The sequence below is a fragment of the Providencia alcalifaciens genome (assembly GCF_915403165.1).
Classification (GTDB): domain Bacteria; phylum Pseudomonadota; class Gammaproteobacteria; order Enterobacterales; family Enterobacteriaceae; genus Providencia; species Providencia alcalifaciens_C.
Genome location: NZ_OU659204.1, coordinates 2,747,980 through 2,773,958, shown reverse-complemented (window position 1 = coordinate 2,773,958; position 25,979 = coordinate 2,747,980). Strand labels below are relative to the sequence as shown.

The 25,979-nt window shown below is 45.1% G+C and carries 22 protein-coding genes; 21 read left to right on the top strand and 1 reads right to left on the bottom strand.

Going from position 1 to position 25,979, the window contains the following annotated elements; all coding sequences use genetic code 11:
• The first annotated feature begins 98 nt into the window (after positions 1 to 98).
• The 19 genes from ilvI (at position 99) to lpxC (ending at position 21,948) form a co-directional block, all read left to right on the top strand.
• Positions 99 to 1,826, top strand: coding sequence for an acetolactate synthase 3 large subunit (ilvI, locus tag LDO73_RS12725; protein ID WP_224058258.1), 1,728 nt, complete (start codon positions 99 to 101; stop codon positions 1,824 to 1,826).
• Between the two features lie 2 nt (positions 1,827 to 1,828).
• Positions 1,829 to 2,320: an acetolactate synthase small subunit gene (gene ilvN / locus LDO73_RS12720; protein ID WP_036951209.1), complete on the top strand. Its 492-nt coding sequence runs from the start codon at positions 1,829 to 1,831 to the stop codon at positions 2,318 to 2,320.
• An 84-nt stretch (positions 2,321 to 2,404) separates the two neighbouring features.
• Positions 2,405 to 3,415, top strand: a complete 1,011-nt coding sequence (gene cra / locus LDO73_RS12715; protein WP_224058257.1) for a catabolite repressor/activator — start codon at positions 2,405 to 2,407, stop codon at positions 3,413 to 3,415.
• 720 nt (positions 3,416 to 4,135) lie between these two features.
• A complete protein-coding gene (mraZ, locus tag LDO73_RS12710; protein ID WP_036951207.1) occupies positions 4,136 to 4,594 on the top strand; it encodes a division/cell wall cluster transcriptional repressor MraZ in 459 nt (152 codons plus the stop codon).
• A gap of 2 nt (positions 4,595 to 4,596) precedes the next feature.
• Positions 4,597 to 5,550, top strand: a complete 954-nt coding sequence (rsmH, locus tag LDO73_RS12705) for a 16S rRNA (cytosine(1402)-N(4))-methyltransferase RsmH (protein ID WP_224058256.1) — start codon at positions 4,597 to 4,599, stop codon at positions 5,548 to 5,550.
• Positions 5,550 to 5,870 carry a cell division protein FtsL gene (gene ftsL, locus LDO73_RS12700; protein ID WP_224058255.1) on the top strand — a complete coding sequence of 107 codons (321 nt, stop codon included), beginning with the start codon at positions 5,550 to 5,552 and terminating at the stop codon, positions 5,868 to 5,870. Before rsmH ends, ftsL begins: the two co-directional genes overlap by 1 nt.
• Before the next feature lie 12 nt (positions 5,871 to 5,882).
• Positions 5,883 to 7,649 (top strand): peptidoglycan glycosyltransferase FtsI, encoded by a 1,767-nt coding sequence (ftsI, locus tag LDO73_RS12695; protein WP_224058253.1) that lies wholly within the window; start codon positions 5,883 to 5,885, stop codon positions 7,647 to 7,649.
• Complete coding sequence (gene murE, locus LDO73_RS12690) at positions 7,636 to 9,123, top strand: UDP-N-acetylmuramoyl-L-alanyl-D-glutamate--2,6-diaminopimelate ligase (protein ID WP_224058251.1); 1,488 nt, start codon at positions 7,636 to 7,638, stop codon at positions 9,121 to 9,123. Before ftsI ends, murE begins: the two co-directional genes overlap by 14 nt.
• On the top strand, positions 9,120 to 10,478 hold the full coding sequence (gene murF / locus LDO73_RS12685) for a UDP-N-acetylmuramoyl-tripeptide--D-alanyl-D-alanine ligase (RefSeq protein ID WP_224058249.1): 1,359 nt from the start codon (positions 9,120 to 9,122) through the stop codon (positions 10,476 to 10,478). The genes murE and murF overlap by 4 nt, the downstream gene beginning before the upstream one ends.
• Positions 10,472 to 11,554: a phospho-N-acetylmuramoyl-pentapeptide-transferase gene (gene mraY / locus LDO73_RS12680; protein ID WP_224058248.1), complete on the top strand. Its 1,083-nt coding sequence runs from the start codon at positions 10,472 to 10,474 to the stop codon at positions 11,552 to 11,554. The genes murF and mraY overlap by 7 nt, the downstream gene beginning before the upstream one ends.
• Before the next feature lies 1 nt (position 11,555).
• The gene (gene murD / locus LDO73_RS12675) at positions 11,556 to 12,881 is read left to right on the top strand and encodes a UDP-N-acetylmuramoyl-L-alanine--D-glutamate ligase (protein WP_224058247.1); all 1,326 of its coding nucleotides are present in this window, start codon (positions 11,556 to 11,558) and stop codon (positions 12,879 to 12,881) included.
• Positions 12,881 to 14,074: a cell division protein FtsW gene (gene ftsW / locus LDO73_RS12670; RefSeq protein WP_224058246.1), complete on the top strand. Its 1,194-nt coding sequence runs from the start codon at positions 12,881 to 12,883 to the stop codon at positions 14,072 to 14,074. Before murD ends, ftsW begins: the two co-directional genes overlap by 1 nt.
• Entirely contained in the window at positions 14,071 to 15,144 is a 1,074-nt protein-coding gene (gene murG, locus LDO73_RS12665; RefSeq protein ID WP_224058245.1) for an undecaprenyldiphospho-muramoylpentapeptide beta-N-acetylglucosaminyltransferase, read from the top strand. Before ftsW ends, murG begins: the two co-directional genes overlap by 4 nt.
• A 115-nt stretch (positions 15,145 to 15,259) precedes the next feature.
• A complete protein-coding gene (gene murC / locus LDO73_RS12660) occupies positions 15,260 to 16,678 on the top strand; it encodes a UDP-N-acetylmuramate--L-alanine ligase (protein ID WP_154602698.1) in 1,419 nt (472 codons plus the stop codon).
• 2 nt (positions 16,679 to 16,680) lie between these two features.
• Positions 16,681 to 17,601, top strand: a complete 921-nt coding sequence (locus LDO73_RS12655) for a D-alanine--D-alanine ligase (RefSeq protein ID WP_224058244.1) — start codon at positions 16,681 to 16,683, stop codon at positions 17,599 to 17,601.
• 1 nt (position 17,602) lies between these two features.
• Positions 17,603 to 18,415 carry a cell division protein FtsQ gene (ftsQ, locus tag LDO73_RS12650; RefSeq protein WP_224058243.1) on the top strand — a complete coding sequence of 271 codons (813 nt, stop codon included), beginning with the start codon at positions 17,603 to 17,605 and terminating at the stop codon, positions 18,413 to 18,415.
• Positions 18,416 to 18,459: 44 nt separating this feature from the next.
• Positions 18,460 to 19,716, top strand: coding sequence for a cell division protein FtsA (gene ftsA / locus LDO73_RS12645; RefSeq protein ID WP_036951194.1), 1,257 nt, complete (start codon positions 18,460 to 18,462; stop codon positions 19,714 to 19,716).
• Positions 19,717 to 19,773: 57 nt separating this feature from the next.
• On the top strand, positions 19,774 to 20,931 hold the full coding sequence (ftsZ, locus tag LDO73_RS12640; protein ID WP_036951193.1) for a cell division protein FtsZ: 1,158 nt from the start codon (positions 19,774 to 19,776) through the stop codon (positions 20,929 to 20,931).
• 99 nt (positions 20,932 to 21,030) lie between these two features.
• Entirely contained in the window at positions 21,031 to 21,948 is a 918-nt protein-coding gene (gene lpxC / locus LDO73_RS12635) for a UDP-3-O-acyl-N-acetylglucosamine deacetylase (RefSeq protein WP_006660764.1), read from the top strand.
• Between the two features lie 36 nt (positions 21,949 to 21,984).
• Here the strand turns inward: lpxC and LDO73_RS12630 are convergent, their stop codons facing one another.
• On the bottom strand, positions 21,985 to 22,506 hold the full coding sequence (locus tag LDO73_RS12630; protein ID WP_211886293.1) for a DUF721 domain-containing protein: 522 nt from the start codon (positions 22,504 to 22,506) through the stop codon (positions 21,985 to 21,987).
• Between the two features lie 86 nt (positions 22,507 to 22,592).
• Between LDO73_RS12630 and secM the strand changes: the two genes are divergently transcribed.
• Positions 22,593 to 23,120 carry a secA translation cis-regulator SecM gene (gene secM / locus LDO73_RS12625; protein ID WP_154602537.1) on the top strand — a complete coding sequence of 176 codons (528 nt, stop codon included), beginning with the start codon at positions 22,593 to 22,595 and terminating at the stop codon, positions 23,118 to 23,120.
• A 95-nt stretch (positions 23,121 to 23,215) separates the two neighbouring features.
• Positions 23,216 to 25,927 carry a preprotein translocase subunit SecA gene (gene secA, locus LDO73_RS12620; RefSeq protein WP_224058241.1) on the top strand — a complete coding sequence of 904 codons (2,712 nt, stop codon included), beginning with the start codon at positions 23,216 to 23,218 and terminating at the stop codon, positions 25,925 to 25,927.
• Positions 25,928 to 25,979: the final 52 nt, after the last annotated feature.

Sequence of the window (25,979 nt, the reverse complement as noted above, 5' to 3'; positions counted from 1 at the left end):
AGGGATATGTTAATAGCTGAATTTATGACTAACTTAATAAAAATTAAAGAGGGTCGTTCGGCTCTCTGTTAACTTGCAAATAGTCTGAGGGCAAACTCATGGAGATGTTGTCGGGAGCAGAAATGGTCGTCAAGTCATTGATTGACCAAGGAGTTAAACACGTATTTGGCTATCCGGGGGGCGCAGTTCTCGATATTTATGATGCACTGCATACCGTGGGTGGCGTAGAGCATATTTTGGTTCGCCACGAACAAGCTGCGGTGCATATGGCAGATGGCTATGCGCGCTCAACAGGGGATGTCGGCGTGGTGTTAGTAACGTCAGGACCCGGCGCAACCAACGCGATAACAGGTATTGCTACCGCGTATATGGACTCCGTACCCATGGTGGTCTTATCGGGGCAGGTCGCCAGCTCACTGATTGGGAACGATGCATTCCAAGAGTGCGATATGGTGGGGATTTCGCGTCCAATCGTAAAGCATAGTTTTCTCATCAAACACGCGAAAGAGATCCCTGAAACCATCAAAAAAGCGTTTTATATTGCGGCGAGCGGACGCCCAGGGCCTGTGGTGATCGACTTTCCAAAAGATACGGTGAATCCGGCCGCTAAATTCCCTTATCGCTACCCTGAATCTGTCTCATTGCGCTCATATAATCCAACCTTACAAGGGCACAAAGGTCAAATTAAGAAAGCGCTGACCAAATTAGTCGCCGCGAAGAAGCCAGTAATGTATATCGGTGGCGGCGCTATCAATGCCAATTGCTCTGCTGAGCTAATGACGTTAGCTGAAAAACTTCAATTGCCAGTGGTATCAACATTGATGGGGCTAGGCGCATTCCCCGAAACCCACCAACAATCGGTGGGTATGCTGGGCATGCATGGTACTTACGAAGCCAACAAAGTGATGCATCATTCTGATGTGATTTTTGCAGTTGGTGTTCGCTTTGACGACCGTACCACCAATAATCTGGAAAAATATTGCCCGAATGCGACGGTGATCCAAATTGATGTGGATCCAACCTCAATTTCAAAAACAGTCAAAGCGGATATTCCCATTGTTGGCGATGCCAAGCTCACGTTAGAACAGATGATTGCTCAACTGGATCATGCGGCTGCCGAGCAAGATACAGCGGCACTGCTAACGTGGTGGAAGGAAATCGGTGTTTGGCGCGAAAAACAGTGTCTAAAATACGCATTAAATCCAAACAAAGTGAAGCCACAACAAGCCATTGAGGCTATTTACCGCTTAACCAACGGTGAAGCCTATGTGACGTCAGATGTGGGGCAGCACCAAATGTTCGCCGCGCTTTATTATCCGTTTGATAAACCACGCCATTGGATCAACTCCGGGGGCTTAGGCACCATGGGCTTTGGTTTGCCGGCTGCTTTAGGCGTTAAGTTAGCGCACCCTAAATCCACGGTTGTGTGTGTGACTGGCGACGGTAGTATTCAGATGAACATTCAAGAGCTTTCAACTGCGCTGCAATATGGTTTACCCGTGTTGGTTCTGAATCTGAATAATGGTTTCTTAGGCATGGTAAAACAGTGGCAAGATATGATTTATCAAGGTCGTCACTCGCAATCCTATATGCAGTCATTGCCGAATTTTACAAAACTAGCCGAAGCGTATGGACATATAGGTATTTCGATTGCGTCCCCAGATGAACTGGAAGATAAGCTGAAACAAGCGCTAGTCGAAGTGAATGAAAACCAGCGTCTGGTGTTTGTAGATATTAATATTGATGAAACTGAGCATGTTTACCCAATGCAGATCCGTGGTGGAGCAATGGATGAAATGTGGTTAAGTAAAACGGAGAGGACTTGATCATGCGTCGTATCTTATCAGTGTTATTAGAAAATGAATCAGGGGCACTATCTCGCGTGATTGGGCTTTTTTCACAGCGTGGTTATAACATCGAAAGCTTGACCGTAGCACCGACTGACGATCCGACATTGTCACGGATGACCATCCAGACAAAAGGGGATGCCAAAGTACTAGAGCAGATTGAAAAACAGCTACATAAGTTGGTGGATGTGCTGCGAGTCAGTGAGCTGACCGCGTCAGCCCATATCGAGCGTGAAATCATGTTAGTGAAGCTGCAAGCTTCTGGTTATGGGCGCGATGAAATTAAGCGAAGTGCCGATATTTTTCGTGGGCAAATTGTGGATGTGACGCCAACGCTGTACACCGTTCAGCTCGCAGGAACAAGCGATAAACTGGATGCATTCCTTGAAGCTGTACGTGGCGTTGCTGAAATTGTTGAAGTTGCACGCTCAGGGATCGTTGGTGTTTCTCGTGGCGATAAAATTATGCGATGAAAAATTTATCCGCCGCAGGTAGAATAGAGCGGATTAAGGCCCCGAATGACTCGGGGCTGTTTCCCAAATTGCAAAGAGGTTAACGTGAAACTGGATGAGATAGCCCGTCTAGCGGGTGTTTCCCGCACAACGGCTAGTTATGTGATCAACGGCAAGGCCAAGCAGTATCGAGTCAGCGATAAAACTGTAGAAAAAGTGATGGCAGTCGTCAGAGAGCACAATTACCATCCAAACGCAGTCGCTGCAGGGTTACGCGCAGGTCGCACTCGCTCAATCGGGTTGGTGATCCCTGATCTTGAAAATACTAGCTATACCCGTATCGCCAATTATCTTGAGCGACAAGCTCGTCAGCGCGGATATCAGCTTTTAATTGCGTGTTCAGAAGACCAACCTGACAACGAAATTCGTTGTGTTGAACATTTACTTCAGCGCCAAGTTGACGCGATTATTGTGTCTACCGCATTACCTCCAGAACACCCGTTTTATCAGCGCTGGGCGAACCGTTCACTGCCTATCATCGCGCTGGATAGAGCATTAGAAAAAGAGCATTTCATTAGCGTGGTGGGTGATGACCAAGAAGATGCTCTGATGATCTCTAAAGAATTACGCAAATTCTCAGCTGAATCGGTCTTGTATCTCGGGGCATTACCTGAACTTTCTGTTAGCTATTTACGTGAACAAGGTTTCCGTAAAGCGTGGGAAGGGGACTCTCGCGAAGTCAATTATCTCTACGCCAATAGTTATGAGCGTGATGCCGCAGCAGACGTTTTCTCCCATTGGCTAGATAGCGGTAACGCGATGCCGGATGCGCTATTTACAACGTCATTTTCTTTGCTCCAAGGCGTGTTGGATGTGGCATTGAAGCGCAATGGCCGTTTACCTGAAAACATGGTTATCAGCACCTTTGGTGATAATGAATTACTGGATTTCCTCGGTTGTCCTGTGCTGTCTCTTGCTCAGCGCCACCGTGATATCGCGGAGCGTATTTTAGAATTGGTATTAGCCAGCCTAGACGAGAAACTGAAGCCAGAAACTGGAATTCGTCGAATTCGCAGGGACTTATGTCGCCGTGGTAGTTTAGGTCGCAAAGAGTAGTGGATAAACCTTATCCACTTAGTGAAAAAACCAGTTTAATAGTTAGTGATGTTAACCAAGATTCTTAGTAATATATCCGCCCCTATCTATTAGGGGCTTTTTTTTGGTGAAATTAATGGGCGATTGCGATTTTTTATTGCGTCATCCTGTAAATATTTCACTTTAGGAGTTTTCCTAATACTTTTTTTGATTATTTTGCATTGTTTGGTTTTTTGACAAATTAATTTTTTTTAACCCGTAAAAAACCGATAAATACAATGAGCAAATTATTATGAGTAAAATAATACTGTGAATTAAAACAGTTATCTAATGTGTTGAAATATAATGATTTTATATTGAAATACGTATTATTTGGTAGTTTTGTTTAAATGTTCATCAATAAACGATGATCAAAAGGTAAAAAATAGACACGAAATAAACTGATTAAAAATGAGACGTATATATCATTTACTCAAATTTGTATGATTTTGCAGCAATGAAATGGATCTAAATATGTTTTACCTGCGTTTTATAAAATAAGTGAATTATATCAACTCGTTATTTCTCTTTTTCTTTCCAAGTAAGATTTTTTCCAACTTTTTCTTTTCTAAAACGTTCTGTAAATAAAGCTAAAGCTACGTGCGGCTGGCTTGACAACGTTTTCATACCATTCGTAAACTTTATAAGTGGAGAATTGTGGGGTAAAGTGGGGCAGTTGGAATTAAAGGGGAAAAATCAGGTATGTTTCGTGGGGCTACACTGGTTAATCTCGACAGCAAAGGGCGGCTAACCGTGCCTACTCGTTATCGAGGAATGCTGAGCGAGGAATCGAAAGGGCAAATGGTGTGTACCATTGACCTTCACCAGCCATGCCTACTGCTTTATACCTTACCCGAATGGGAAATCATTGAGGAAAAACTGTCTAAGTTATCCACCATGAACCCCGCAGAACGTCGAGTACAGCGCCTTTTACTTGGTCATGCCAGTGAATGTCAGATAGACAATGCAGGACGTCTTTTGCTAGCTAGCACGCTGCGTCAACACGCAGGGCTAACAAAAGAGGTCATGTTGGTGGGCCAAATAAATAAATTTGAAATTTGGGATGAACAGATGTGGTACCAGCAGGTGGAAAATGACATCGCTGCTGAGCGTCTAGCCGACGAACCGCTGTCCGCCCGTCTACAGGATTTGTCACTATAACAATGACACAGCAGCAATTTAAACACGTAACAGTACTGCTCGATGAAGCAGTGAATGGCTTAAATATTAAACCTAATGGTATCTATATTGATGGCACATTTGGTCGTGGCGGGCACTCTCGCTTGATTTTAAGCCAACTTGGGGAGCAAGGTCGCTTGATTGCCATTGACCGTGATCCAGAGGCAATTAAAGCCGCTCAAGGGATTGATGACCCACGTTTTATGATTAAGCATGGCCCATTTTCAGCAATTGCAGATTATGTGGAAGAAGAAGGCTTAGTAGGCAAGATTGATGGTGTGTTACTGGATCTTGGCGTCTCTTCACCGCAGTTAGATGACCCAGAACGTGGGTTCTCATTTATGCGTGATGGGCCACTGGATATGCGTATGGATCCAACTCGTGGTCAATCAGCGCAGCAATGGCTGATGACGGCAGAAGCGGATGATATTGCATGGGTATTAAAAACATTTGGTGAAGAGCGTTTTGCAAAGCGCATCGCAAGAGCCATTGTTGAGCGTAACCATAATCCAGAAGAAGAGCCGCTAACGCGTACGCGCCACTTGGCGGAGCTGATTGCCAAAGTCAGTCCGATTAAAGACAGACACAAGCACCCAGCAACCCGCAGCTTCCAAGCGATTCGTATTTATATCAATAGCGAGCTGGAAGAGATTGAAAAAGCATTAAATGGTGCGATGTCGGTGTTAGCGCCTGAAGGGCGTTTATCCGTGATCAGCTTCCATTCATTGGAAGACAGATTAGTAAAACGCTTTATTCGTCAAAACAGTACCGGACCTTCTGTTCCTGCGGGAATTCCGCTGACAGAGGCACAAATCAAAGCGCTAGGTGCTGCTAAATTACGCGCACTAGGCAAAATGAAGCCTTCCGAGATTGAAGTTGACGAAAACCCACGAGCACGTAGCTCGGTGTTACGTTTTGCAGAGAGAGCGGTAGAGTAATGACACCAGAAAGACACAGTTTAGCCAGAGTTATCGGTCGCGATTTATTTCGTTACGGAGTTATTCCGATGATTTTGCTAGCCGCGATAGTGATTAGCGCTGTGTTTGTGGTGACTACCGCTCATGAAACACGACTGCTGACTGCCGCCAAAGATAAGCTGTATGAAGAGAAAGATTTTCTCGATATCGAATGGCGAAACTTGATCCTTGAGGAGAATGCGTTAGCCAGTCACAGCCGTGTTGAGCGTTTATCTGTTGAGAAATTACAAATGGTTCATGTGGAGCCATCCCAAGAAAATATTATTGTTTCTAAGCAATAACGAAGGTTAAGAATGAAAGCAACCAAACCCGCTAAGAACAAGAAAACAGAAGAAGTCACCAGCTTTGTTCGCTGGCGTTTTGTTTTGTTGTGTGGATGTATTGGACTAGCATTAGCAGGGTTGTTGACTCGCGTTGCGTACCTACAAATTATTGCCCCAGAGAAACTCGTTAAAGAGGGAGACATGCGCTCCCTGCGTGTTCAAGAAGTATCAATAGCTCGAGGGATGATCAGTGACCGTGAAGGCCGCCAATTAGCGGTCAGTGTTCCGGTCAACGCTATCTGGGCTGATCCTAAAGAGGTCTTTGAAAAAGGCGGCGTCAGTAACGATGAACACTGGAAAGCACTCGCCGATGCATTAGATATTCCTCTTGAACAAATCACTACCAAAATTTCTGCTAACCCGAAAGGGCGCTTTGTTTACCTCGCTCGTCAAGTTAATCCCTCCATCGGTGAATATGTCCGCAAACTAAAAGTTCCGGGGATCTATTTACGTAAAGAATCTCGCCGATATTACCCATCAGGTCCAGTTACTGCTCACTTATTAGGCGTAACGAATATCGATGGTGAAGGTATTGAAGGGGTAGAAAAAAGCTTTAACCGTTGGTTAAAAGGCTCTCCGGGTGAACGTACCGTACGTAAAGATCGTAATGGACGTGTTATTGAGACCGTTTCTTCCGTCGATAGCCAAGCAGCACATAACTTGATGCTCAGTATCGATGAGCGTATTCAATCCATTGTGTATCGCGAGCTGACGAAAGGCGTTCAAGAGAACAAAGCTGAGTCCGGTGTGGCAATCCTGGTGGATGTGAATACTGGGGAAATCTTAGCGATGGCAAACAGTCCATCCTATAACCCAAATAATCTTGCGGGTACGCCGATGGATTTCATGCGTAACCGTGCTATCACGGATATTTTTGAACCGGGTTCTACCGTGAAGCCGCTTGTGGTGATGAGTGCACTACAAAACAAAATTGTGAAAGAAAATACCGTATTAAATACCTATCCGTATCGTGTTAATGGTCATGAAATCAAAGACGTTGCGCGTTACGCAGAGTTATCCATTACGGGTATTTTACAGAAGTCGAGTAACGTTGGTGTTTCAAAATTAGCGTTAGCGATGCCTGCCACAGAGCTGGTGGACGTGTATAACCGCTTTGGGTTTGGCAAGCCGACTAATCTGGGGTTAGTCGGGGAAAGTAGTGGCATCTTTCCAAGTAAAAAAACACGGTGGTCTGATTTAGAAAGGGCCACCTTTTCTTTTGGGTACGGGCAGATGGTGACGCCATTACAACTTGCGCGTGCCTATGCAACGATCGGTAGTTTCGGGATATATCGCCCGTTATCGATTACTAAAGTCGACCCGCCTGTTCCGGGGACGCGAGTGTTTCCTGAGCCGATAATGCGCACCGTTGTGCATATGATGGAGAGTGTTGCTCTGCCAGGCGGAGGGGGAACACGTGCCGCAATTAAAGGCTATCGTATTGCAATTAAAACAGGTACCGCGAAAAAAGTCGGACCTGAAGGGCGCTATATCAACGAATATATCGCTTATACCGCAGGGGTTGCACCCGCAAGCAACCCGCGCTATGCCCTCGTTGTGTTAATCAACGATCCAAAAGCCGGTAAGTACTACGGAGGTGCAGTATCTGCACCTATCTTTGGTTCTATCATGGGCGGGGTTTTACGTCTCATGAACGTTGAGCCAGATGCATTGCAAACAGACGATAAAAGTGAAATCGTGAACAGTCAAAAAGAGGTTAAAAGTGGCAGATCGTAATCTTTGTGAACTCCTCGCCCCATTTGGTGTGAGTACAACAAATGTCTCTTTACGAGAGATGACGCTAGACAGTCGAAAGGCTGCCGCGGGCGATCTGTTCATTGCTGTAAAAGGCCATCAGTCAGATGGTAGACACTATATTCCTCAAGCTATCGCGCAAGGCGTTTCTGCGGTTATCGCAGAAGCGCAAGGCGAAGCCGAAGAAGGCGAAATTCGCTTTATTCATGGTGTACCTGTCATTTATCTTAACGACTTAAACAACCGTTTATCCGCATTAGCGGGTGAGTTCTACCATCAACCTTCATCCCAAATGAAATTAGTGGGTGTGACGGGGACCAACGGTAAGACCACCACGACGCAATTAATTGCACAATGGGCAAAAGGATTAGGCGAAACATCGGCAGTGATGGGAACGGTAGGTAATGGGCTACTGGGACAAGTTTCTCCAAGTGAGAACACCACGGGCTCAGCCGTTGATATCCAATTAGAACTGACTCAACTACTGAATAAAAAAGCGACGTTGACGGCGATGGAAGTGTCTTCTCATGGCTTGGTTCAAGGTCGTGTTGCTGCTTTACAATTTGATGCGGCAGTATTCACTAACTTAAGCCGTGACCACCTTGATTATCATGGTGATATGGCTAATTACGAAGCCGCTAAATGGTTACTGTTCTCGACTCATCAAACCAAAACTCAAATTATTAATGCGGATGATGAAGTTGGGCTGAAATGGTTACAACGTTTACCACAAGCTTGTGCCGTGACGATGGAAAATCGTATTCCGGCTAACTGGCAAGGTCCATGGTTAAAAGCCACTGACGTGGATTATCACGATAAAGGCGCAACTATTCATTTCACGTCAAGCTGGGGTGAAGGTTCATTTGAAAGCCCATTAATGGGGGCGTTTAACGTAAGCAACTTATTGCTGGCGATGGCGACACTATTAATGATGGATTACCCATTAGAGCAGCTTTTAGCGACAACCGGCGCGTTAATGCCAGTCTGTGGTCGTATGGAAGTGTTCAGCGTTGCGGGCAAGCCAACCGTGGTTGTGGATTATGCTCATACCCCTGACGCATTAGAAAAAGCGTTAGCGGCAGCGCGTTTGCATTGTAAAGGCAAGCTGTGGTGTGTCTTTGGTTGTGGCGGTGATAGAGACAAAGGTAAGCGTCCTCTGATGGGTGCTTCTGCTGAACAATACGCTGATAAAGTCGTGATCACCGACGATAACCCTCGCAGCGAAGATCCGCTGGATATTATCAACGACATCATGGCGGGTATTTTGGATTCTAGCCGTGTATTCGCGATCCCAGGACGCCCAGAAGCCGTCACTAGCACTATCTTACAAGCACAACCCGATGATGTGATTTTAGTGGCAGGTAAAGGTCATGAAGATTATCAAATTATTGGTTCTCGCCGTTTAGATTATTCAGACCGCTTGACTGTCGCAAGATTGTTGGGGGTGATGGCATGATCCCGATGACCTTAACCCAACTGGCTCAAATCACTCACGGTCGCATTGAAAAAGCGAGCAATAACGAATTAGCGTTATTAAACGTGAGTACCGATAGCCGTAAAATTGATGCTAGCTGCCTGTTTATTGCCTTAAAAGGCGAGCGTTTTGATGCCCATAACTTTGCCGTTCAAGTGGTTGATGCGGGTGCCGCAGCACTGTTAGTTGACCATCAACTGGATGTGAACTGCCCTCAGGTGATTGTTGAAGATACGCGTATTGCGATGGGGCAAATCGCCGCTTGGGTTCGCCAACAGTCTAAAGCGAGAGTGGTCGGGTTGACCGGCTCTTCCGGCAAAACATCCGTGAAAGAGATGACTGCCTCGATCCTGGCGCAACGCGGAAAAACATTGTATACCGCAGGCAACTTGAATAATGACATTGGTGTTCCATTGACACTGTTCCGTTTAACGGATGAATACCAATTTGCCGTGGTAGAAATGGGGGCGAATCACCCACATGAAATTGAATACACCACCAATATTGTTAAGCCAGAAACTGCATTAGTGAATAACTTATTTGGTGCGCATCTTGCTGGTTTTGGCTCCCCAGAAGGTGTTGCGAAAGCCAAAGGTGAAATCTACCAAGGTCTGCCAGAAGAAGGCACGGCGATTGTGAACTTAGACAGCTACTCTGATAAGTGGCAATTTAACCCTCGTCAAACCGTTTGGTATTATTCGCTGACTGAAAAAGCAGATTTCTACCCTTCAGATATTCAAATCAAGCAGCTTACAACGGATTTCACACTGCATACGCCAGTAGGGCAGGTTGAGATCACATTGCCATTACCGGGTGTGCATAACATTGCCAACGTTTTAGCGGCAAGTGCATTAGCCATCTCTGTTGGTGCAACCTTAGAAGATATCAAACAAGGTATAGCCACTACGAAAGCGGTACCGGGGCGTTTATTCCCAGTGAGTTTAAGTGAGACGAAAGTCGTACTGGACGATACCTATAATGCCAATGATGGTTCGATGATTGCGGCGATTAATGTGCTGGCGAAAATGCCGGGCTATCGCATTTTAGTTGTCGGTGACATGGGGGAGCTTGGTGATTATGCCCATGAGTGTCATGAACGTGTTGGTTTAGCCGCGAAGCAAGTGGGTTTAGATAAAGTGCTCAGTGTTGGACAGTTAAGTGAAGTTATTAGCCAATCTAGCGAACGTGGCGAGCATTTTACAGCAAAACAAGATTTACTAACCCGACTAATTCCGCTAGCACAGCAGAATGATGTTGTTTCTATTTTAGTTAAAGGTTCACGCAGCTCCGCGATGGAAGATGTCGTGAATGCATTGAAGGAGTGCTTCGAATGTTAGTCTGGTTAGCCGAGTTATTGGTTCATAAATTTTCTGCTTTTAACGTCTTTTCCTATTTGACGTTCAGAGCCATTGTCGGTTTGCTGACAGCATTGGGTATTGCTCTGTGGATGGGGCCACGCCTGATTGCCTACCTGCAAAAAATGCAAATTGGTCAAGTTGTCCGTGATGCAGGCCCTGAGTCACACTTTAGTAAACGCGGTACCCCAACAATGGGGGGGATTTTAATCCTGTTCTCTATTAGCGTATCCGTTTTATTGTGGGCGCGTTTAGATAACCCGTATGTGTGGTGTGTTCTCCTCGTTTTAGTCGGCTACGGTCTTGTGGGCTTTGCGGATGATTACCTCAAAGTCGTTCGAAAAGATACCCGTGGCCTTATCGCACGTTGGAAATACTTCTGGCAATCAGCGCTGGCGCTAATCGTTGCATTCTCTATGTACACTATTGGTAAAGATACGCCAGCGACTCAGCTGGTTGTGCCATTCTTTAAAGATGTGATGCCGCAATTAGGCGTGCTGTACATTTTACTGGCTTACTTCGTTATCGTTGGAACCAGTAACGCCGTTAACTTAACGGATGGCTTAGATGGTTTAGCAATTATGCCAACCGTGTTTGTTGCCGCAGGTTTTGCTTTAGTGGCATGGGCAACGGGTAACGTCAACTTCGCTAGCTACTTACACATCCCATTCTTACCACATGCGGGGGAATTAGTGATTGTGTGTACGGCGATTGTTGGGGCAGGTTTAGGCTTCTTATGGTTCAACACCTACCCAGCACAAGTGTTTATGGGTGATGTAGGCTCTCTGGCATTAGGTGGAGCATTAGGAACTATCGCTGTTTTACTGCGCCAAGAATTCTTATTAGTCATCATGGGCGGTGTGTTTGTGGTTGAAACACTGTCGGTGATTTTACAAGTTGGCTCCTTCAAATTACGTGGTCAACGAATTTTCCGTATGGCACCAATTCACCATCACTATGAATTGAAAGGTTGGCCAGAACCACGCGTTATCGTGCGTTTCTGGATTATCTCTCTTATGTTAGTTCTGATTGGACTAGCAACATTGAAGGTGCGTTAAGATGATTGGTTCACAGGCTCAGCAGTATCAGGGGAAAAACGTAGTGATTATCGGCTTAGGTTTAACTGGGCTTTCCTGCGTTGACTTTTTCCTTGCTCGTGGGGTTGTTCCTCGCGTGATGGATACCCGCGCTGTGCCACCTGGTGTTGATAAACTGCCTGAGAATGTTGCTTGCCATAGCGGCAGCTTAAATAATGAATGGTTGCAACAAGCCGATCTGATTGTAGCTAGCCCAGGCGTTGCGTTGGCAACGCCACAGTTACAGGAAGCTGCAAGTAACGGTATTGAGATTGTGGGTGATATCGAGCTGTTTTGCCGTGAGGCAGATGCGCCAATCGTCGCAATCACAGGTTCTAATGGTAAAAGCACGGTAACGTCCCTTGTGGGGGAAATGGCGAAAGCGGCTGGTATTTCCGTCGGCGTGGGCGGGAATATTGGTATTCCTGCACTTGCGTTGCTTAATCAAGGGCATAGCCTGTTTGTGTTGGAACTGTCTAGCTTCCAATTGGAAACCACGTCTAGCCTACGAGCAGCGGCTGCGACCGTGTTGAATGTAACTGAAGATCATATGGATCGCTATCCATTGGGGCTTGAGCAATATCGCGCAGCAAAATTGCATATTTATGATAATGCGCAACACTGCATTGTGAACGGGCAAGACCCGCTAACACTTCCACATGGCCAGAGCGTTAGCCAATACACCAGTTTTGGTTTAAATAGCGGTGATTACTACTTTGATACACAAAAACGTGTCTTAGTTGCTCAAGGTGAAGTGGTGGTGGATGTGGCACAAATGCATCTGACTGGGCAGCATAACTATATGAATGCACTGGCTGCATTAGCCTTAGCTGATACCGTGGCAATTCCTCGTGAAGCTAGCCTTAAAGTCTTAAAAGAGTATGCCGGTTTAGTACATCGCTTCCAGTTGGTCTTTTTCAATCGCGGTGTGCGTTGGATCAATGATTCGAAAGCGACCAATGTGGGCAGTACAGAAGCTGCACTCAATGGTTTACATGTGGATGGCAACATTTACTTGTTGCTGGGGGGGGACGGCAAGTCAGCCGATTTTTCTCCGCTCAAAGAATACATTTCGGCGGATAACTACCGTTTGTACTGTTTTGGTCGTGACGGTCAGCAATTAGCGGAACTCGCACCAGAAAAATCCGTACTGACCGATACGATGGAACAGAGTATGCGCCAAATTGCGCCGTTGTTAAAATCTGGCGACATGGTGCTGCTATCTCCAGCATGTGCCAGCTTAGATCAGTTCAAAAGTTTTGAGCAGCGAGGTGATGTTTTTGCTCAGCTCGCTAAGGAGTTAGGTTAATGACCATACCGGGTGCTTTGCGTTTAAAAAACTGGATCATTGGTGAAAAGAATGGCGTGATTTCAGGCACGACGCTCTACGACCGTACATTGGTTTGGTTAGCATTCGGTCTGGCGGCAATCGGCTTCATTATGGTGACCTCCGCATCGATGCCAGTCGGACAGCGATTAACGGATGACCCATTCTATTTTGCTAAACGTGACGTGGTGTATTTGGTCGTTGCATTCCTTCTGGTTTTAGGGGTAATGCGGGTCTCGATGGCAACATGGGAAAAATACAGTTTTATTTTGCTGATGGGCGCATTGGGCATGCTGGCAGTGGTGTTGGTTGCCGGTAGTTCCGTCAATGGGGCATCACGCTGGATTGATATCGGTATTGTGAAAATTCAGCCTGCAGAAATTTCGAAGTTCGCGCTGTTTTGCTATGTTTCCAGCTATTTAGTTCGTAAGTCAGATGAAGTGCGCACCAAGTTTTTCGGCTTCGTAAAACCGATGTGTATTTTGATCATGATGGCGTTATTGCTGCTGTTGCAGCCAGACTTAGGAACGGTGGTTGTACTGGTTGTGACTACGTTAGGGTTGCTGTTTTTAGCTGGTGCGCGTTTAGCGCCGTTTATTATTGGTATCGCGGCTTGTGGTGTAGGCGTGCTGGCTTTGATTGTCTTTGAACCGTATCGTTTACGCCGCGTGACATCCTTCTTAAACCCGTGGGATGACCCGTTTGGTAGTGGCTATCAGTTAACGCAATCTTTGATGGCGTTTGGTCGAGGAGAGCTCCTTGGGCAAGGTCTGGGCAACTCAGTACAGAAATTAGAATATTTACCGGAAGCACACACTGACTTTATTTTCTCCGTACTGGCTGAAGAGTTGGGCTATGTAGGTGTGGTTCTGGTGTTACTGATGGTATTCATGCTGGCGTTTAGAGCGATGATGGTAGGGCGTAGAGCGCTACTGACCAACCAATTATTTGGTGGATATCTCGCATGTGCCATCGGTATTTGGTTTACCTTCCAAGCATTGGTTAACGTGGGGGCAGCGGCAGGTATGTTGCCAACTAAAGGTTTAACACTCCCGTTAATCAGTTACGGTGGATCGAGCTTATTAGTAATGTCAGCGGCGATCGCTGTGTTACTTAGAATTGATTATGAAACACGACTTGAGAAAGCTCAGGCGTTTGTAAGGAGTTCCAAATGAGTCAGGCAAAAAAATTACTCGTTATGGCAGGCGGAACTGGGGGACACGTATTTCCCGGCTTAGCTGTGGCGCATTATTTGCAGGCTCAAGGTTGGGAAATTCGCTGGTTAGGTACCGCGGATCGCATGGAAGCCACTTTAGTACCGAAACACGGTATTGATATTGAGTTTATTCAGATCTCGGGTTTAAGAGGCAAAGGGATTGGCGCATTAATTGGTGCGCCTTGGCGTATCTATAAAGCCATTCGTCAAGCGAAAACCATTATTCAGCGCTATCAACCCGATGCCGTTCTTGGTATGGGCGGTTATGTGTCTGGTCCCGGTGGTATCGCTGCTTGGCAATGTGGTGTTCCTGTTGTTCTTCATGAACAAAATGGGATCGCGGGATTAACCAATAAATGGTTATCAAAGATTGCTAAACGTGTTTTACAAGCTTTCCCCGGCGCATTCCCTGATGCACCCGTTGTAGGTAACCCAGTGCGTGAAGATGTATTGGCATTGCCTACACCGCAAGAGCGCTTAGCTGGCCGTGAAGGCGCGATACGCGTATTGGTTGTAGGCGGTAGCCAAGGGGCGCGAATTTTAAATCAAGTCATGCCTGCAGTTGCTGGAAATGTGAGCAAACAGTTAAATATCTGGCATCAGGCTGGAAAAGGCAGTAAGGAATCGACAGAAGCACTGTATAATGATTGTTTGCAAAATTCAGGCAATTCTGAGTTTAAAGTGACTGAATTTATTGATGATATGGCGCAAGCTTACGCATGGGCTGATATTGTGGTTTGTCGTTCAGGTGCATTAACTGTTAGTGAAATAGCCGCGGCAGGTTTACCCGCGATTTTTGTTCCTTTCCAGCATAAAGACCGCCAACAGTATTGGAATGCACTGCCTTTAGAACAAGCAGGGGCTGCGAAGATTATTGAACAACCGCAGTTTACACCTGAAGCCGTTGTTGAGTTACTCAATAAGTGGGATAGAACCGAATTATTGTCGATGGCAGATAAAGCCTATAGCTGTGCCATCACGGATGCAACTGAACGTGTTGCGGCGGTTATTTGCGATGTCGCGAAATAGCGTAAATCTCGCAAGTAGCCTGACCATACAAAATAGAATGTAGACAGAATTTATAGAGAAGCGAAATACAGTGAATACACAACAGTTAGCGAAATTAAGAACATCAGTGCCAGAAATGCGTAGAGTACGGCACATTCATTTTGTCGGCATCGGTGGTGCTGGCATGGGTGGTATCGCTGAAGTGTTGGCTAACGAAGGTTATGAAATTAGTGGTTCAGATTTAGCACCTAACGCGGTGACTCAGCAACTGACTGAGTTAGGTGCCACTATCTATTTTAATCATCGTCCTGAAAACGTTGAAAACGCGAGTGTGGTAGTGGTTTCTACGGCTATCTCTGCAGAGAATCCTGAAATTCAAGCTGCAAAAGAGCTACGTATCCCAGTTATTCGCCGTGCTGAAATGCTGGCTGAATTAATGCGTTACCGCCATGGTATCGCAGTGGCGGGCACTCACGGTAAGACAACGACAACGGCAATGATTTCTGGGATCTACGCTCAAGCAGGTTTAGACCCAACATTTGTGAATGGCGGATTAGTTAAGTCAGCGGGAACACACGCGCGCTTAGGTAGTAGTCGTTATTTAATCGCAGAAGCGGACGAAAGTGATGCCTCATTCTTGCATTTACAGCCACTTGTTGCGGTTGTGACAAACATTGAAGCTGACCACATGGATACCTATCAGGGCAATTTTGAAAACCTGACAGATACCTTCATCAACTTTCTGCATAACTTGCCATTCTATGGCCGTGCAGTGATGTGTATCGATGACCCAGTGATCCGTTCATTATTACCAAAAATCGGTCGTTACATTACCACTTACGGCTTTAGTGACGATGCGGATGTTCGTATCACCAAGTACGAGCAAAAAGGGAATCAAGGCTTTTTCACGATTGCTCGTGAAGGTATGCCAGAGTTGACCGTTGTGTTGAATGCACCTGGTCGCCACAATGCGCTCAATGCCACGGCAGCTGTTGCGGTGGCAACCGAAGAAGGCATCGACGATTTACACATTCTGTCTGCATTAGTGGAATTCCAAGGTACAGGTCGTCGTTTCGATTTCTTAGGTAACTATGCGCTGCGCAATGTGAATGGTAAAGAAGGCGAAGTGATGTTGGTGGATGACTATGGTCACCATCCAACAGAAGTGGATGCCACCATTAAAGCTGCTCGCGCAGGCTGGCCAGATAAACGTATTGTTATGGTTTTCCAGCCTCATCGTTATACACGTACTCGTGACTTATACGATGATTTTGCAAACGTGCTGGGGCAGGTAGATGTCTTGCTAATGCTAGAAGTTTATTCTGCGGGTGAGAAGCCAGTTCCGGGGGCTGATAGTCGCTCATTATGCCGTACAATCCGCAGTCGCGGGCAGGTTGATCCTATTTTTGTGGCAGAACCTGAACAAGTTTCACATATGCTGGCACAAGTTCTTGATGATAACGACTTAATTTTAGTTCAAGGCGCAGGAAATATTGGTAAAATAGCCAAAAACCTAGCAGAAACGAAATTACAGCCACCGATGGTTGAGGAATAAGCATGACAGAAAAAATCGCGGTTCTATTTGGCGGCACATCAGCTGAACGTGAAGTGTCACTTCAGTCTGGCAATGCTGTATTGGCGGGATTACGCCAAGCGGGCGTTGATGCGCATCCAGTTGATACCCAAGATTTTCCTGTTGTGACATTAAAAGAAGCTGGGTTTGATAAAGCGTTTATCGCCTTACATGGTCGTGGCGGGGAAGACGGCACGATCCAAGGAATGCTTGAGTTTCTGGGGCTTCCATACACAGGTAGTGGCGTAATGGCATCTGCGCTGAGTATGGATAAACTGCGCACCAAACAACTTTGGCAAGGTGCTGGGTTAAGTGTTTCTCCATATATTTCACTTAACAAGCAGAAATATACTAATATTAAAAAAGAGCAGTTAGCTCAGCAAGTTAAGCACTTAGGACTGCCACTTATCGTTAAACCGAGTTTGGAAGGTTCCAGTGTTGGAATGAGCAAAGTTGACTTTCTGGATGCTCTGCCGGAAGCCATTGAGCTTGCTTTCCAGTTTGACGATACGTTATTGATTGAAAAGTGGTTAAGTGGTCCTGAGTATACGGTCGCGGTACTGGGTGACGAGGTTCTCCCTTCGATTCGCATTCAGCCACCGGGTATTTTTTATGACTATGAAGCGAAATATTTGTCCGATGAGACTCAATATTTCTGCCCAAGTGGATTAACCAGCGACCTCGAAGCGAAATTGGCAGATATCGCAATGCAGGCTTATCAAGCGGTAGGTTGTCGTGGCTGGGGACGGGTTGATGTGATGCAAGATAGTGATGGGGAGTTCTATTTACTCGAAGTGAATACTTCGCCGGGAATGACCAGTCACAGTTTAGTTCCAATGGCTGCGCGTCAAGCAGGTTTGGATTTTTCGCAGTTAGTGGTACGTATTTTGGAATTGGCTAGTTGATATGTCACAGGCAGCGTTAAACGTAAGGCATCATAATCAGAATAGCGGTCAAGATGAAGATCCGCGCTTAAGACCAAGTAATGGGGCTTTTTTGGGCGGATTGATTTTCTTCCTGATGGTTGTCGGCACCATTGTGTGGAGCGGCTGGACTGTGATGAACTGGATGAAGGATGCCGATAGGCTGCCAATGTCCAAACTGATATTAACGGGAGAGCGCAACTACACCACCAATGATGATGTGCGAAAGGCAATTTTGTCATTAGGTCAGCCGGGCACCTTTATGACGGTGGATGTGAATGCGATTCAAAACCAAATCAGTATGATGCCGTGGATACGCCAAGTTACAGTGCGTAAACAGTGGCCGGATGAATTAAAAATCCATATTGCGGAGTACAAACCCTACGCAAGATGGAATGACCAAAACTTGGTCGACCAAGAAGGGCGTGTATTTACCCTTCCACCAAGTCAAAATGGCAAAGGCGATTATGTAATGCTGTATGGTCCGCAAGGAAGCCAAACAGAGGTTTTGAAAGAATTTGCTGTACTAAGTGGTATTTTGGCGAAAAATAACTTGAAACTAAAATCCGTTTCTATGACAGCGCGCCATGCATGGCAGATTATTTTAGATAATGATGTAAGAGTCGAACTTGGGAAAAAAGATGTGTTAGAGCGGTTAAATCGTTTTCTTGAGCTTTATCCGCTTTTACAGCAAACGACTGATAAACGCGTCGACTATGTTGATTTGCGTTATACCAGTGGGGCAGCGGTGGGGTGGGCTCCTTTATTAGTTGACGCACCGCAAGGCTTCCAATAAGACAAATTGCTAATAACTCAAATTAGGCAGATAGGCAGAAGCAAATGATTAAAGCAACGGACAGAAAATTAGTGGTAGGCCTTGAAATTGGAACTTCCAAGGTGTCAGCCCTTGTAGGAGAAATTCTGCCCGATGGTATGGTTAATATTATTGGAGTGGGAAGCTGTCCATCTCGCGGAATGGACAAAGGTGGCGTTAACGATCTTGAGTCGGTTGTTAAATGCGTCCAAAGAGCGATTGACCAAGCTGAATTAATGGCGGATTGCCAAATTTCTTCTGTTTACCTTGCATTATCAGGTAAACATGTGAGCTGCCAAAATGAGATTGGTATGGTGCCAATCTCAGAAGAAGAAGTGACACAAGAAGACGTGGACAGCGTAGTTCACACTGCGAAATCTGTCCGAGTTAAAGACGAACACCGAATTTTGCATGTTATCCCGCAAGAATTCGCGATTGACTACCAAGAAGGTATTAAAAATCCAGTCGGTCTTTCTGGTGTTCGCATGCAAGCTAAAGTTCATCTGATCACTTGCCATAACGATATGGCGAAGAACATTGTGAAAGCAGTTGAACGTTGTGGATTAAAAGTTGACCAGCTTATTTTTGCTGGCCTTGCTGCAAGCTACAGTGTGTTGACTGAAGACGAGCGTGAATTAGGTGTCTGTGTTGTTGATGTCGGTGGTGGCACAATGGACATGGCGGTTTATACGGGTGGTGCTTTGCGTCATACCAAAGTGATCCCATACGCAGGTAATGTGGTTACAAGTGATATCGCTTACGCATTTGGTACGCCGCCAACAGACGCAGAAGCTATCAAAGTGCGTCACGGGTGTGCAGTCGGTTCGATTGTGAGTAAAGATGAAACGGTTGAAGTACCGAGTGTTGGCGGTCGTCCACCGAGAAGTTTACAGCGTCAAACCTTAGCGGAAGTGATTGAGCCACGGTATACTGAGCTGTTAAATTTAGTAAATGAAGAAATTTTAAATTTACAGGAACAGTTACGCCAGCAAGGTGTCAAACACCACTTAGCGGCAGGGATAGTTTTGACGGGCGGGGCAGCACAGATTGATGGGCTAGTTGAGTGTGCCCAAAAAGTGTTCCATACACAGGTCAGAATCGGTACCCCACTTAATATAACAGGATTAACGGATTATGCTCAGGAGCCATACTACTCCACAGCGGTAGGGCTTCTGCATTACGGTAAAGAAAGCCACCTTGGCGATGATACCGAGACGGAAAAACGTGCTTCAGTTAGCGGGTGGTTTAGTAAGCTCACCAGCTGGTTGAGAAAAGAATTTTAATTTTTATTTAGAAGCATATTATTAGCTTCAATAGTAAGCACAAAACGGAGAGACATTATGTTTGAACCAATGGAGCTAACCAACGATGCGGTGATTAAAGTCATCGGCGTTGGCGGCGGCGGCGGAAATGCCGTTGAACACATGGTACGCGAGCGCATTGAGGGTGTTGAGTTCTTTGCAGTCAACACTGACGCACAAGCCCTGCGTAAAACCGCAGTCGGGCAAACCATTCAGATCGGTACAGGTATTACCAAAGGTCTGGGTGCGGGTGCAAACCCAGAAGTCGGCCGTAATGCGGCAGAAGAAGACCGTGAAGCACTGCGCAATGCTCTTGATGGCGCAGATATGGTATTCATTGCTGCAGGTATGGGTGGTGGTACTGGTACTGGTGCTGCGCCAGTCGTTGCTGAAGTTGCTAAAGAATTAGGTATCCTAACCGTTGCTGTCGTGACTAAGCCATTCAATTTCGAAGGCAAAAAGCGCATGGCATTCGCGGAAGCCGGTATCACTGAGCTGTCTAAGCACGTTGACTCGCTGATCACTATCCCTAACGACAAGCTACTGAAAGTACTTGGTCGTGGTATCTCTTTACTGGATGCTTTTGGTGCGGCTAACGACGTATTAAAAGGTGCAGTTCAAGGTATCGCTGAGCTGATCACTCGCCCAGGTTTAATGAACGTGGACTTTGCTGACGTACGTACCGTAATGTCAGAAATGGGCTACGCGATGATGGGTTCAGGTGTGGCTCGTGGCGAAGATAGAGCGGAAGAAGCTGCTGAAATGGCAATTTCTAGCCCACTTCTGGAAGATATCGACCTATCTGGTGCGCGTGGTGTTCTGGTCAACATCACTGCTGGTTTTGACCTGCGCTTGGATGAATTTGAAACAGTGGGTAATACCATTCGCGCATTCGCATCGGATAATGCGACTGTTGTAATCGGTACTTCTTTAGACCCAGAAATGCATGAAGAATTGCGCGTGACTGTTGTTGCTACTGGTATTGGTATGGACAAACGTCCAGAAATTACTTTAGTGAGCAATAAAATGTCTCAGCAAGCTTCAATGGAGCAACGCTATCAGCAAATGCAAAATAGCATGTCTTCATTAAATGATGAAAAACCAGCTGCAAAAGCCGTTAACGACCAAAATACACAAGTAAATAAAGAGCCGGATTACTTAGATATCCCAGCTTTCTTGCGTAAACAGGCCGATTAATTTTTAATTAGATTGGTTTTTCCGCTTTTTGTGCTAAAATTTTCTACTGGTTATCAATTAAGATAGCCAGTAGGACTTATAACATTGCGAGAAAATACGATGATCAAACAACGGACACTTAAACGTATTATTAAAGCGACTGGTGTTGGTTTACATACCGGCAAGAAAGTTACGCTTACTTTACGTCCGGCACCGGCCAATACCGGGGTCATCTACCGTCGTACTGACCTTAATCCACCGGTAGATTTTCCGGCAGATGCGAAATCAGTTCGCGATACTATGTTATGTACTTGCTTAGTCAATGAAGATAATGTACGTATTTCGACGGTTGAACATTTGAATGCTGCTTTAGCAGGATTAGGCATCGATAACATTGTTATTGAAGTCAATGCGCCTGAAATCCCGATTATGGATGGCAGTGCTGCACCGTTTGTTTTCTTACTGCTAGATGGCGGTATTGAAGAATTAAATTGTGCGAAGAAATTCTTACGCATTAAAGAAACTGTACGTGTTGAAGATGGTGATAAGTGGGCAGAAATGTCTCCATACAATGGCTTTAGCCTTGATTTCACTATTGATTTCCAACACCCTGCAATTGATAGCAGCACGCAACGCTATGCAATGGATTTCTCTGCGGAATCTTTTGTAAACCAAATTAGCCGCGCGCGTACTTTCGGTTTCATGCGTGACATTGAATATCTGCAATCGAAAGGCCTATGCTTAGGCGGTAGTTTTGACTGTGCTATCGTCGTTGATGACTATAAAGTACTCAACGAAGATGGTTTACGCTTTGAAGATGAATTCGTTCGTCACAAAATGCTCGATGCAATTGGTGACTTATTCATGTGTGGACATAACATTATTGGTGCATTCACTGCATTTAAATCTGGTCACGCACTGAATAACAAATTGCTGCAAGCGGTTCTGGCTAAAGAATCTGCTTGGGATCTAGTGACCTTTGAAGACGAAGCTGAATTACCTCTGGCATTCAAAGCGCCTTCGACTGTATTCGCATAATAGTTTCTATTATGCGGCTATCTCTGTCAGCCAGAGTTAGCCTTTTCTGTTGGTTGCATTAGTACTCTCTCCGGCTAATGCAGCCAGCCGCTCAAACTTCTCTTTTAATCCCTTCGGACTCTTTTTCGCTAATCTTAATAACTGCTCAGCAGTTTGCGTGCTAATCTTTCTTTGATTACGATTTTCTTTTTGATTCACTGATTGCTTATTCAATGAGCTATTTTGCTTAGATTTTCGTATAAGATCGGGGTTGATTCTGATGTCGATGGAAGATAAAGATGGTAGAATAGACGACCTTAATGCAGAAAGAAGGTTAATTTTTTCATAATTAAGGCGGGTCATCCAACTGGCATTAGCCACTTCGATAACCATAATGTTATTACGGTAGTTTGCCACCCGACACATGGGTTTAATTTCCGCTGGCAGCAAACTTTTTACAACACGATTCAATTTTAGAATAGCTTTTGCATTTCGCTGAATAGTTTGTAAAGTGTTTGATGTTTTCGCCAGAGACTCTTCGAGTACATCGAAAAGCGCTTGTGGATGACTATCTCTCATTGTGAACTCTCATTTTGCGCGATTGCTAAAGATGTCAGAACATAATTGGGAATCATACTTTAATCTATAAATTATATAAGAGTTTGATGGGCATTTTAAATTTTTGGCGACATTTAGGTAGACGATACTTTTGGTCCCACCTGTTATTGGGTGTTGTGGCTACAGGTGTTGGCTTGCCTACAATTTTAAATGCCTTATCAGAATCTCAGCAAACTCAAGTTAATTCTGCGCCAGCTAATCGACAAAGCCAAGCTGTAAATGCTTTCGATAACTTATTTGCACAGCAGAACTCTCAACGCTCTTCATCCTCATCTTCTTACTCGGTCAATTACTGGCAGCAACATGCGGTACGTAATGTTATCCGCCAACTGACTTTTGCCTTTTCAGCAACTGAAGATGAAGATACCGATAAAAGTAAGCTACAAAAAGAGACACTATTTGCCCCTCAATTAATGTTAGATACGCTGTATGCGATGTTGGCGCAGCGATCTTTACAATGGGATGTGGCAACGACTCAAGCTAGCGAACATATCTACCCTCTCTTTACTGTTTATCAGCCTGCGATTTGGGTTGCTCAGGTACATGGCATTCGGGCTGGCCCCTTCTTCGCCTAAATCCATTTAACGATGTAAAGCCTGCCATTAGGTCGCTTCTCATCGTGTCAAAAATCACTGATTCAAATAATTAATTGATTTACCTGAGAAAAAATATGTTAACTAAATTATTAACCAAAGTATTTGGTAGCCGTAATGACCGTACTCTGCGCCGTCTGCGTAAAGAAGTGGAAAAAATTAACAAGCTAGAGCCTGAGTTTGAGAAATTATCGGATGACGAGCTGAAAGCCAAAACCGTAGAATTCCGTGAGCGTTTAAAACAAGGCGAAAGCATTGAAAATATGATCCCTGAAGCGTTTGCGACAGTGCGTGAAGCAAGCAAACGTGTATTCGGTATGCGTCACTTCGACGTTCAGTTAATCGGCGGTATGGTACTGAACGAGCGCTGTATCGCAGAAATGCGTACAGGTGAAGGTAAAACACTGACTGCAACGCTGCCAGCATACATTAACGCATTATCAGGCAAAGGGGTTCACGTTGTTACAGTGAACGACTACTTAGCAAAACGAGATGCGGAAAATAACCGTCCGTTATTCGAATTCTTAGGTTTAACAGTTGGTATTAACTTGTCAGGTATGGCTCCACCTGCGAAGCGCCAAGCTTATGCGGATGACATTACTTATGGTACCAACAACGAATTCGGTTTTGACTATTTACGTGACAACATGGCATTTAGCCCAGAAGATCGCGTTCAACGTAAACTGCATTACGCATTAGTCGATGAGGTGGACTCCATTCTTATCGATGAAGCACGTACTCCACTGATCATTTCAGGCCCAGCGGAAGATAGCTCGGATCTGTACATCAAAGTGGATAAACTGATCCCGAAACTCGTTCGCCAAGAAAAAGAAGACTCAGACACTTTCCAAGGTGAAGGTCACTTCTCTGTTGATGAAAAATCTCGCCAGGTAACAATCACAGAGCGCGGTCTGGTTCTGGTTGAAGAGTTACTGGCAAAAGCAGGTTTAATGGATGAAGGCGAGTCGCTTTATTCTCCAACTAACATCATGCTGATGCATCACGTTATGGCTGGTTTACGTGCCCACGCACTGTTTACCCGTGACGTTGATTATATTGTTAAAGATAACCAAGTTATCATTGTCGACGAACATACTGGCCGTACAATGGAAGGGCGTCGTTGGTCTGATGGTCTACACCAAGCTGTTGAAGCAAAAGAAGGTGTTGAGATCCATAATGAAAACCAAACGTTGGCATCGATCACTTTCCAGAACTATTTCCGCTTATACGAAAAACTCGCGGGTATGACCGGTACTGCGGATACCGAAGCATTCGAATTTAGCTCTATCTATAAGCTGGACACGATTGTTATCCCAACTAACCGCCCAATGGTTCGTAAAGATATGCCTGACTTAGTCTATATGACTGAAGCAGACAAATTTGATGCAATTATTGAAGATATTCGTGATAAAACTTCCAAAGGTCAACCCGTTCTGGTTGGTACTATTTCGATTGAAAAATCTGAATTAATTTCGCATGCGCTGACTAAAGCAAAAATTGCTCATAACGTATTGAATGCGAAATTCCACGCCATGGAAGCTGACATTATCGCTAACGCGGGGCAAAAAAGTGCCGTAACCATCGCAACTAACATGGCAGGTCGTGGTACCGATATCATGTTAGGGGGAAGCTGGCAGTCAGAAGTGGCTGCGTTAGAGAACCCAACGCAAGAACAAATTGATGAAATTAAAGCGAACTGGAAAATTCGTCACGATGAAGTGTTAGCGGCTGGCGGTTTACATATCATCGGTACAGAGCGTCATGAATCTCGCCGTATCGATAACCAGTTACGTGGTCGTGCGGGACGTCAAGGTGATGCTGGTTCATCACGTTTCTATCTGTCAATGGAAGATGCTTTAATGCGTATCTTCGCATCAGACCGTGTAACGGGCATGATGAAAAAATTGGGTATGAAACCAGGCGAAGCTATTGAACACCCTTGGGTCACAAAAGCAATTGCTAACGCACAGCGTAAAGTTGAAAGCCGTAACTTCGATATTCGTAAACAATTACTTGAATATGATGATGTGGCAAGTGATCAACGTCGTGCCATCTATACTCAGCGTAATGAATTACTGGATGGCGGCGATATTAAAGAAACCGTAGACAGCATTCGTGAAGATGTATTTACCACTATTATTGATGCGTATATTCCGCCTCAATCACTGGAAGAAATGTGGGACATCGATGGCCTGCAAAAACGTTTAGTGAACGATTTTGACCTTGATTTACCAATTCAAGAGTGGTTAGACAAAGAGCCTGAGCTTCACGAAGAAACCTTGCGTGAACGTATCATGGAAAAAGCGATTGAAATTTACCAGCGTAAAGAAGAAATTGTTAGCTCCGAAGCAATGCGTAATTTTGAAAAAGGCGTTATGTTGCAAACGCTAGATACATTATGGAAAGAGCATTTAGCTTCCATGGACTATTTACGTCAAGGTATCCATTTACGTGGTTATGCACAAAAAGATCCAAAACAAGAATACAAACGTGAATCCTTCAGTATGTTTGCCAACATGTTAGAAGCATTGAAATATGAAGTGATCAGTACCTTGTCAAAAGTACAAGTACGTTTACCGGAAGAAGTTGAAGCCTTAGAACAACAACGTCGTGAAGAAGCTGAACGTTTGGCGAAGAAGCAGCATTTAAGCCATGAGGCTGAAACTGAATCGCTAATGACAGAAGCGGAAGCGAAGATTGCAACTCAAGGTAATAAAATTGGTCGTAATGATCCATGCCCTTGTGGTTCCGGTAAGAAATACAAGCAGTGCCATGGCCGCTTAAACTAATTTAGAATTCAGTAAATAATCAATAAAGGCGGGGAAACCCGCCTTTTTAGTG

Coding starts and splice junctions, on each gene's coding strand:
- murG (WP_224058245.1), top strand. CDS start 14,071: ATGAGTCAGGCAAAAAAATTACTCGTTATGGCAGGCGGAACTGGGGGA.
- ftsQ (WP_224058243.1), top strand. CDS start 17,603: ATGTCACAGGCAGCGTTAAACGTAAGGCATCATAATCAGAATAGCGGT.
- mraY (WP_224058248.1), top strand. CDS start 10,472: ATGTTAGTCTGGTTAGCCGAGTTATTGGTTCATAAATTTTCTGCTTTT.
- LDO73_RS12630 (WP_211886293.1), bottom strand. CDS start 22,506: ATGAGAGATAGTCATCCACAAGCGCTTTTCGATGTACTCGAAGAGTCT.
- ftsW (WP_224058246.1), top strand. CDS start 12,881: ATGACCATACCGGGTGCTTTGCGTTTAAAAAACTGGATCATTGGTGAA.
- mraZ (WP_036951207.1), top strand. CDS start 4,136: ATGTTTCGTGGGGCTACACTGGTTAATCTCGACAGCAAAGGGCGGCTA.
- ftsA (WP_036951194.1), top strand. CDS start 18,460: ATGATTAAAGCAACGGACAGAAAATTAGTGGTAGGCCTTGAAATTGGA.
- murD (WP_224058247.1), top strand. CDS start 11,556: ATGATTGGTTCACAGGCTCAGCAGTATCAGGGGAAAAACGTAGTGATT.
- ilvI (WP_224058258.1), top strand. CDS start 99: ATGGAGATGTTGTCGGGAGCAGAAATGGTCGTCAAGTCATTGATTGAC.
- ilvN (WP_036951209.1), top strand. CDS start 1,829: ATGCGTCGTATCTTATCAGTGTTATTAGAAAATGAATCAGGGGCACTA.
- ftsL (WP_224058255.1), top strand. CDS start 5,550: ATGACACCAGAAAGACACAGTTTAGCCAGAGTTATCGGTCGCGATTTA.
- murF (WP_224058249.1), top strand. CDS start 9,120: ATGATCCCGATGACCTTAACCCAACTGGCTCAAATCACTCACGGTCGC.
- rsmH (WP_224058256.1), top strand. CDS start 4,597: ATGACACAGCAGCAATTTAAACACGTAACAGTACTGCTCGATGAAGCA.
- murC (WP_154602698.1), top strand. CDS start 15,260: ATGCGTAGAGTACGGCACATTCATTTTGTCGGCATCGGTGGTGCTGGC.
- secA (WP_224058241.1), top strand. CDS start 23,216: ATGTTAACTAAATTATTAACCAAAGTATTTGGTAGCCGTAATGACCGT.
- lpxC (WP_006660764.1), top strand. CDS start 21,031: ATGATCAAACAACGGACACTTAAACGTATTATTAAAGCGACTGGTGTT.
- secM (WP_154602537.1), top strand. CDS start 22,593: ATGGGCATTTTAAATTTTTGGCGACATTTAGGTAGACGATACTTTTGG.
- LDO73_RS12655 (WP_224058244.1), top strand. CDS start 16,681: ATGACAGAAAAAATCGCGGTTCTATTTGGCGGCACATCAGCTGAACGT.
- ftsZ (WP_036951193.1), top strand. CDS start 19,774: ATGTTTGAACCAATGGAGCTAACCAACGATGCGGTGATTAAAGTCATC.
- ftsI (WP_224058253.1), top strand. CDS start 5,883: ATGAAAGCAACCAAACCCGCTAAGAACAAGAAAACAGAAGAAGTCACC.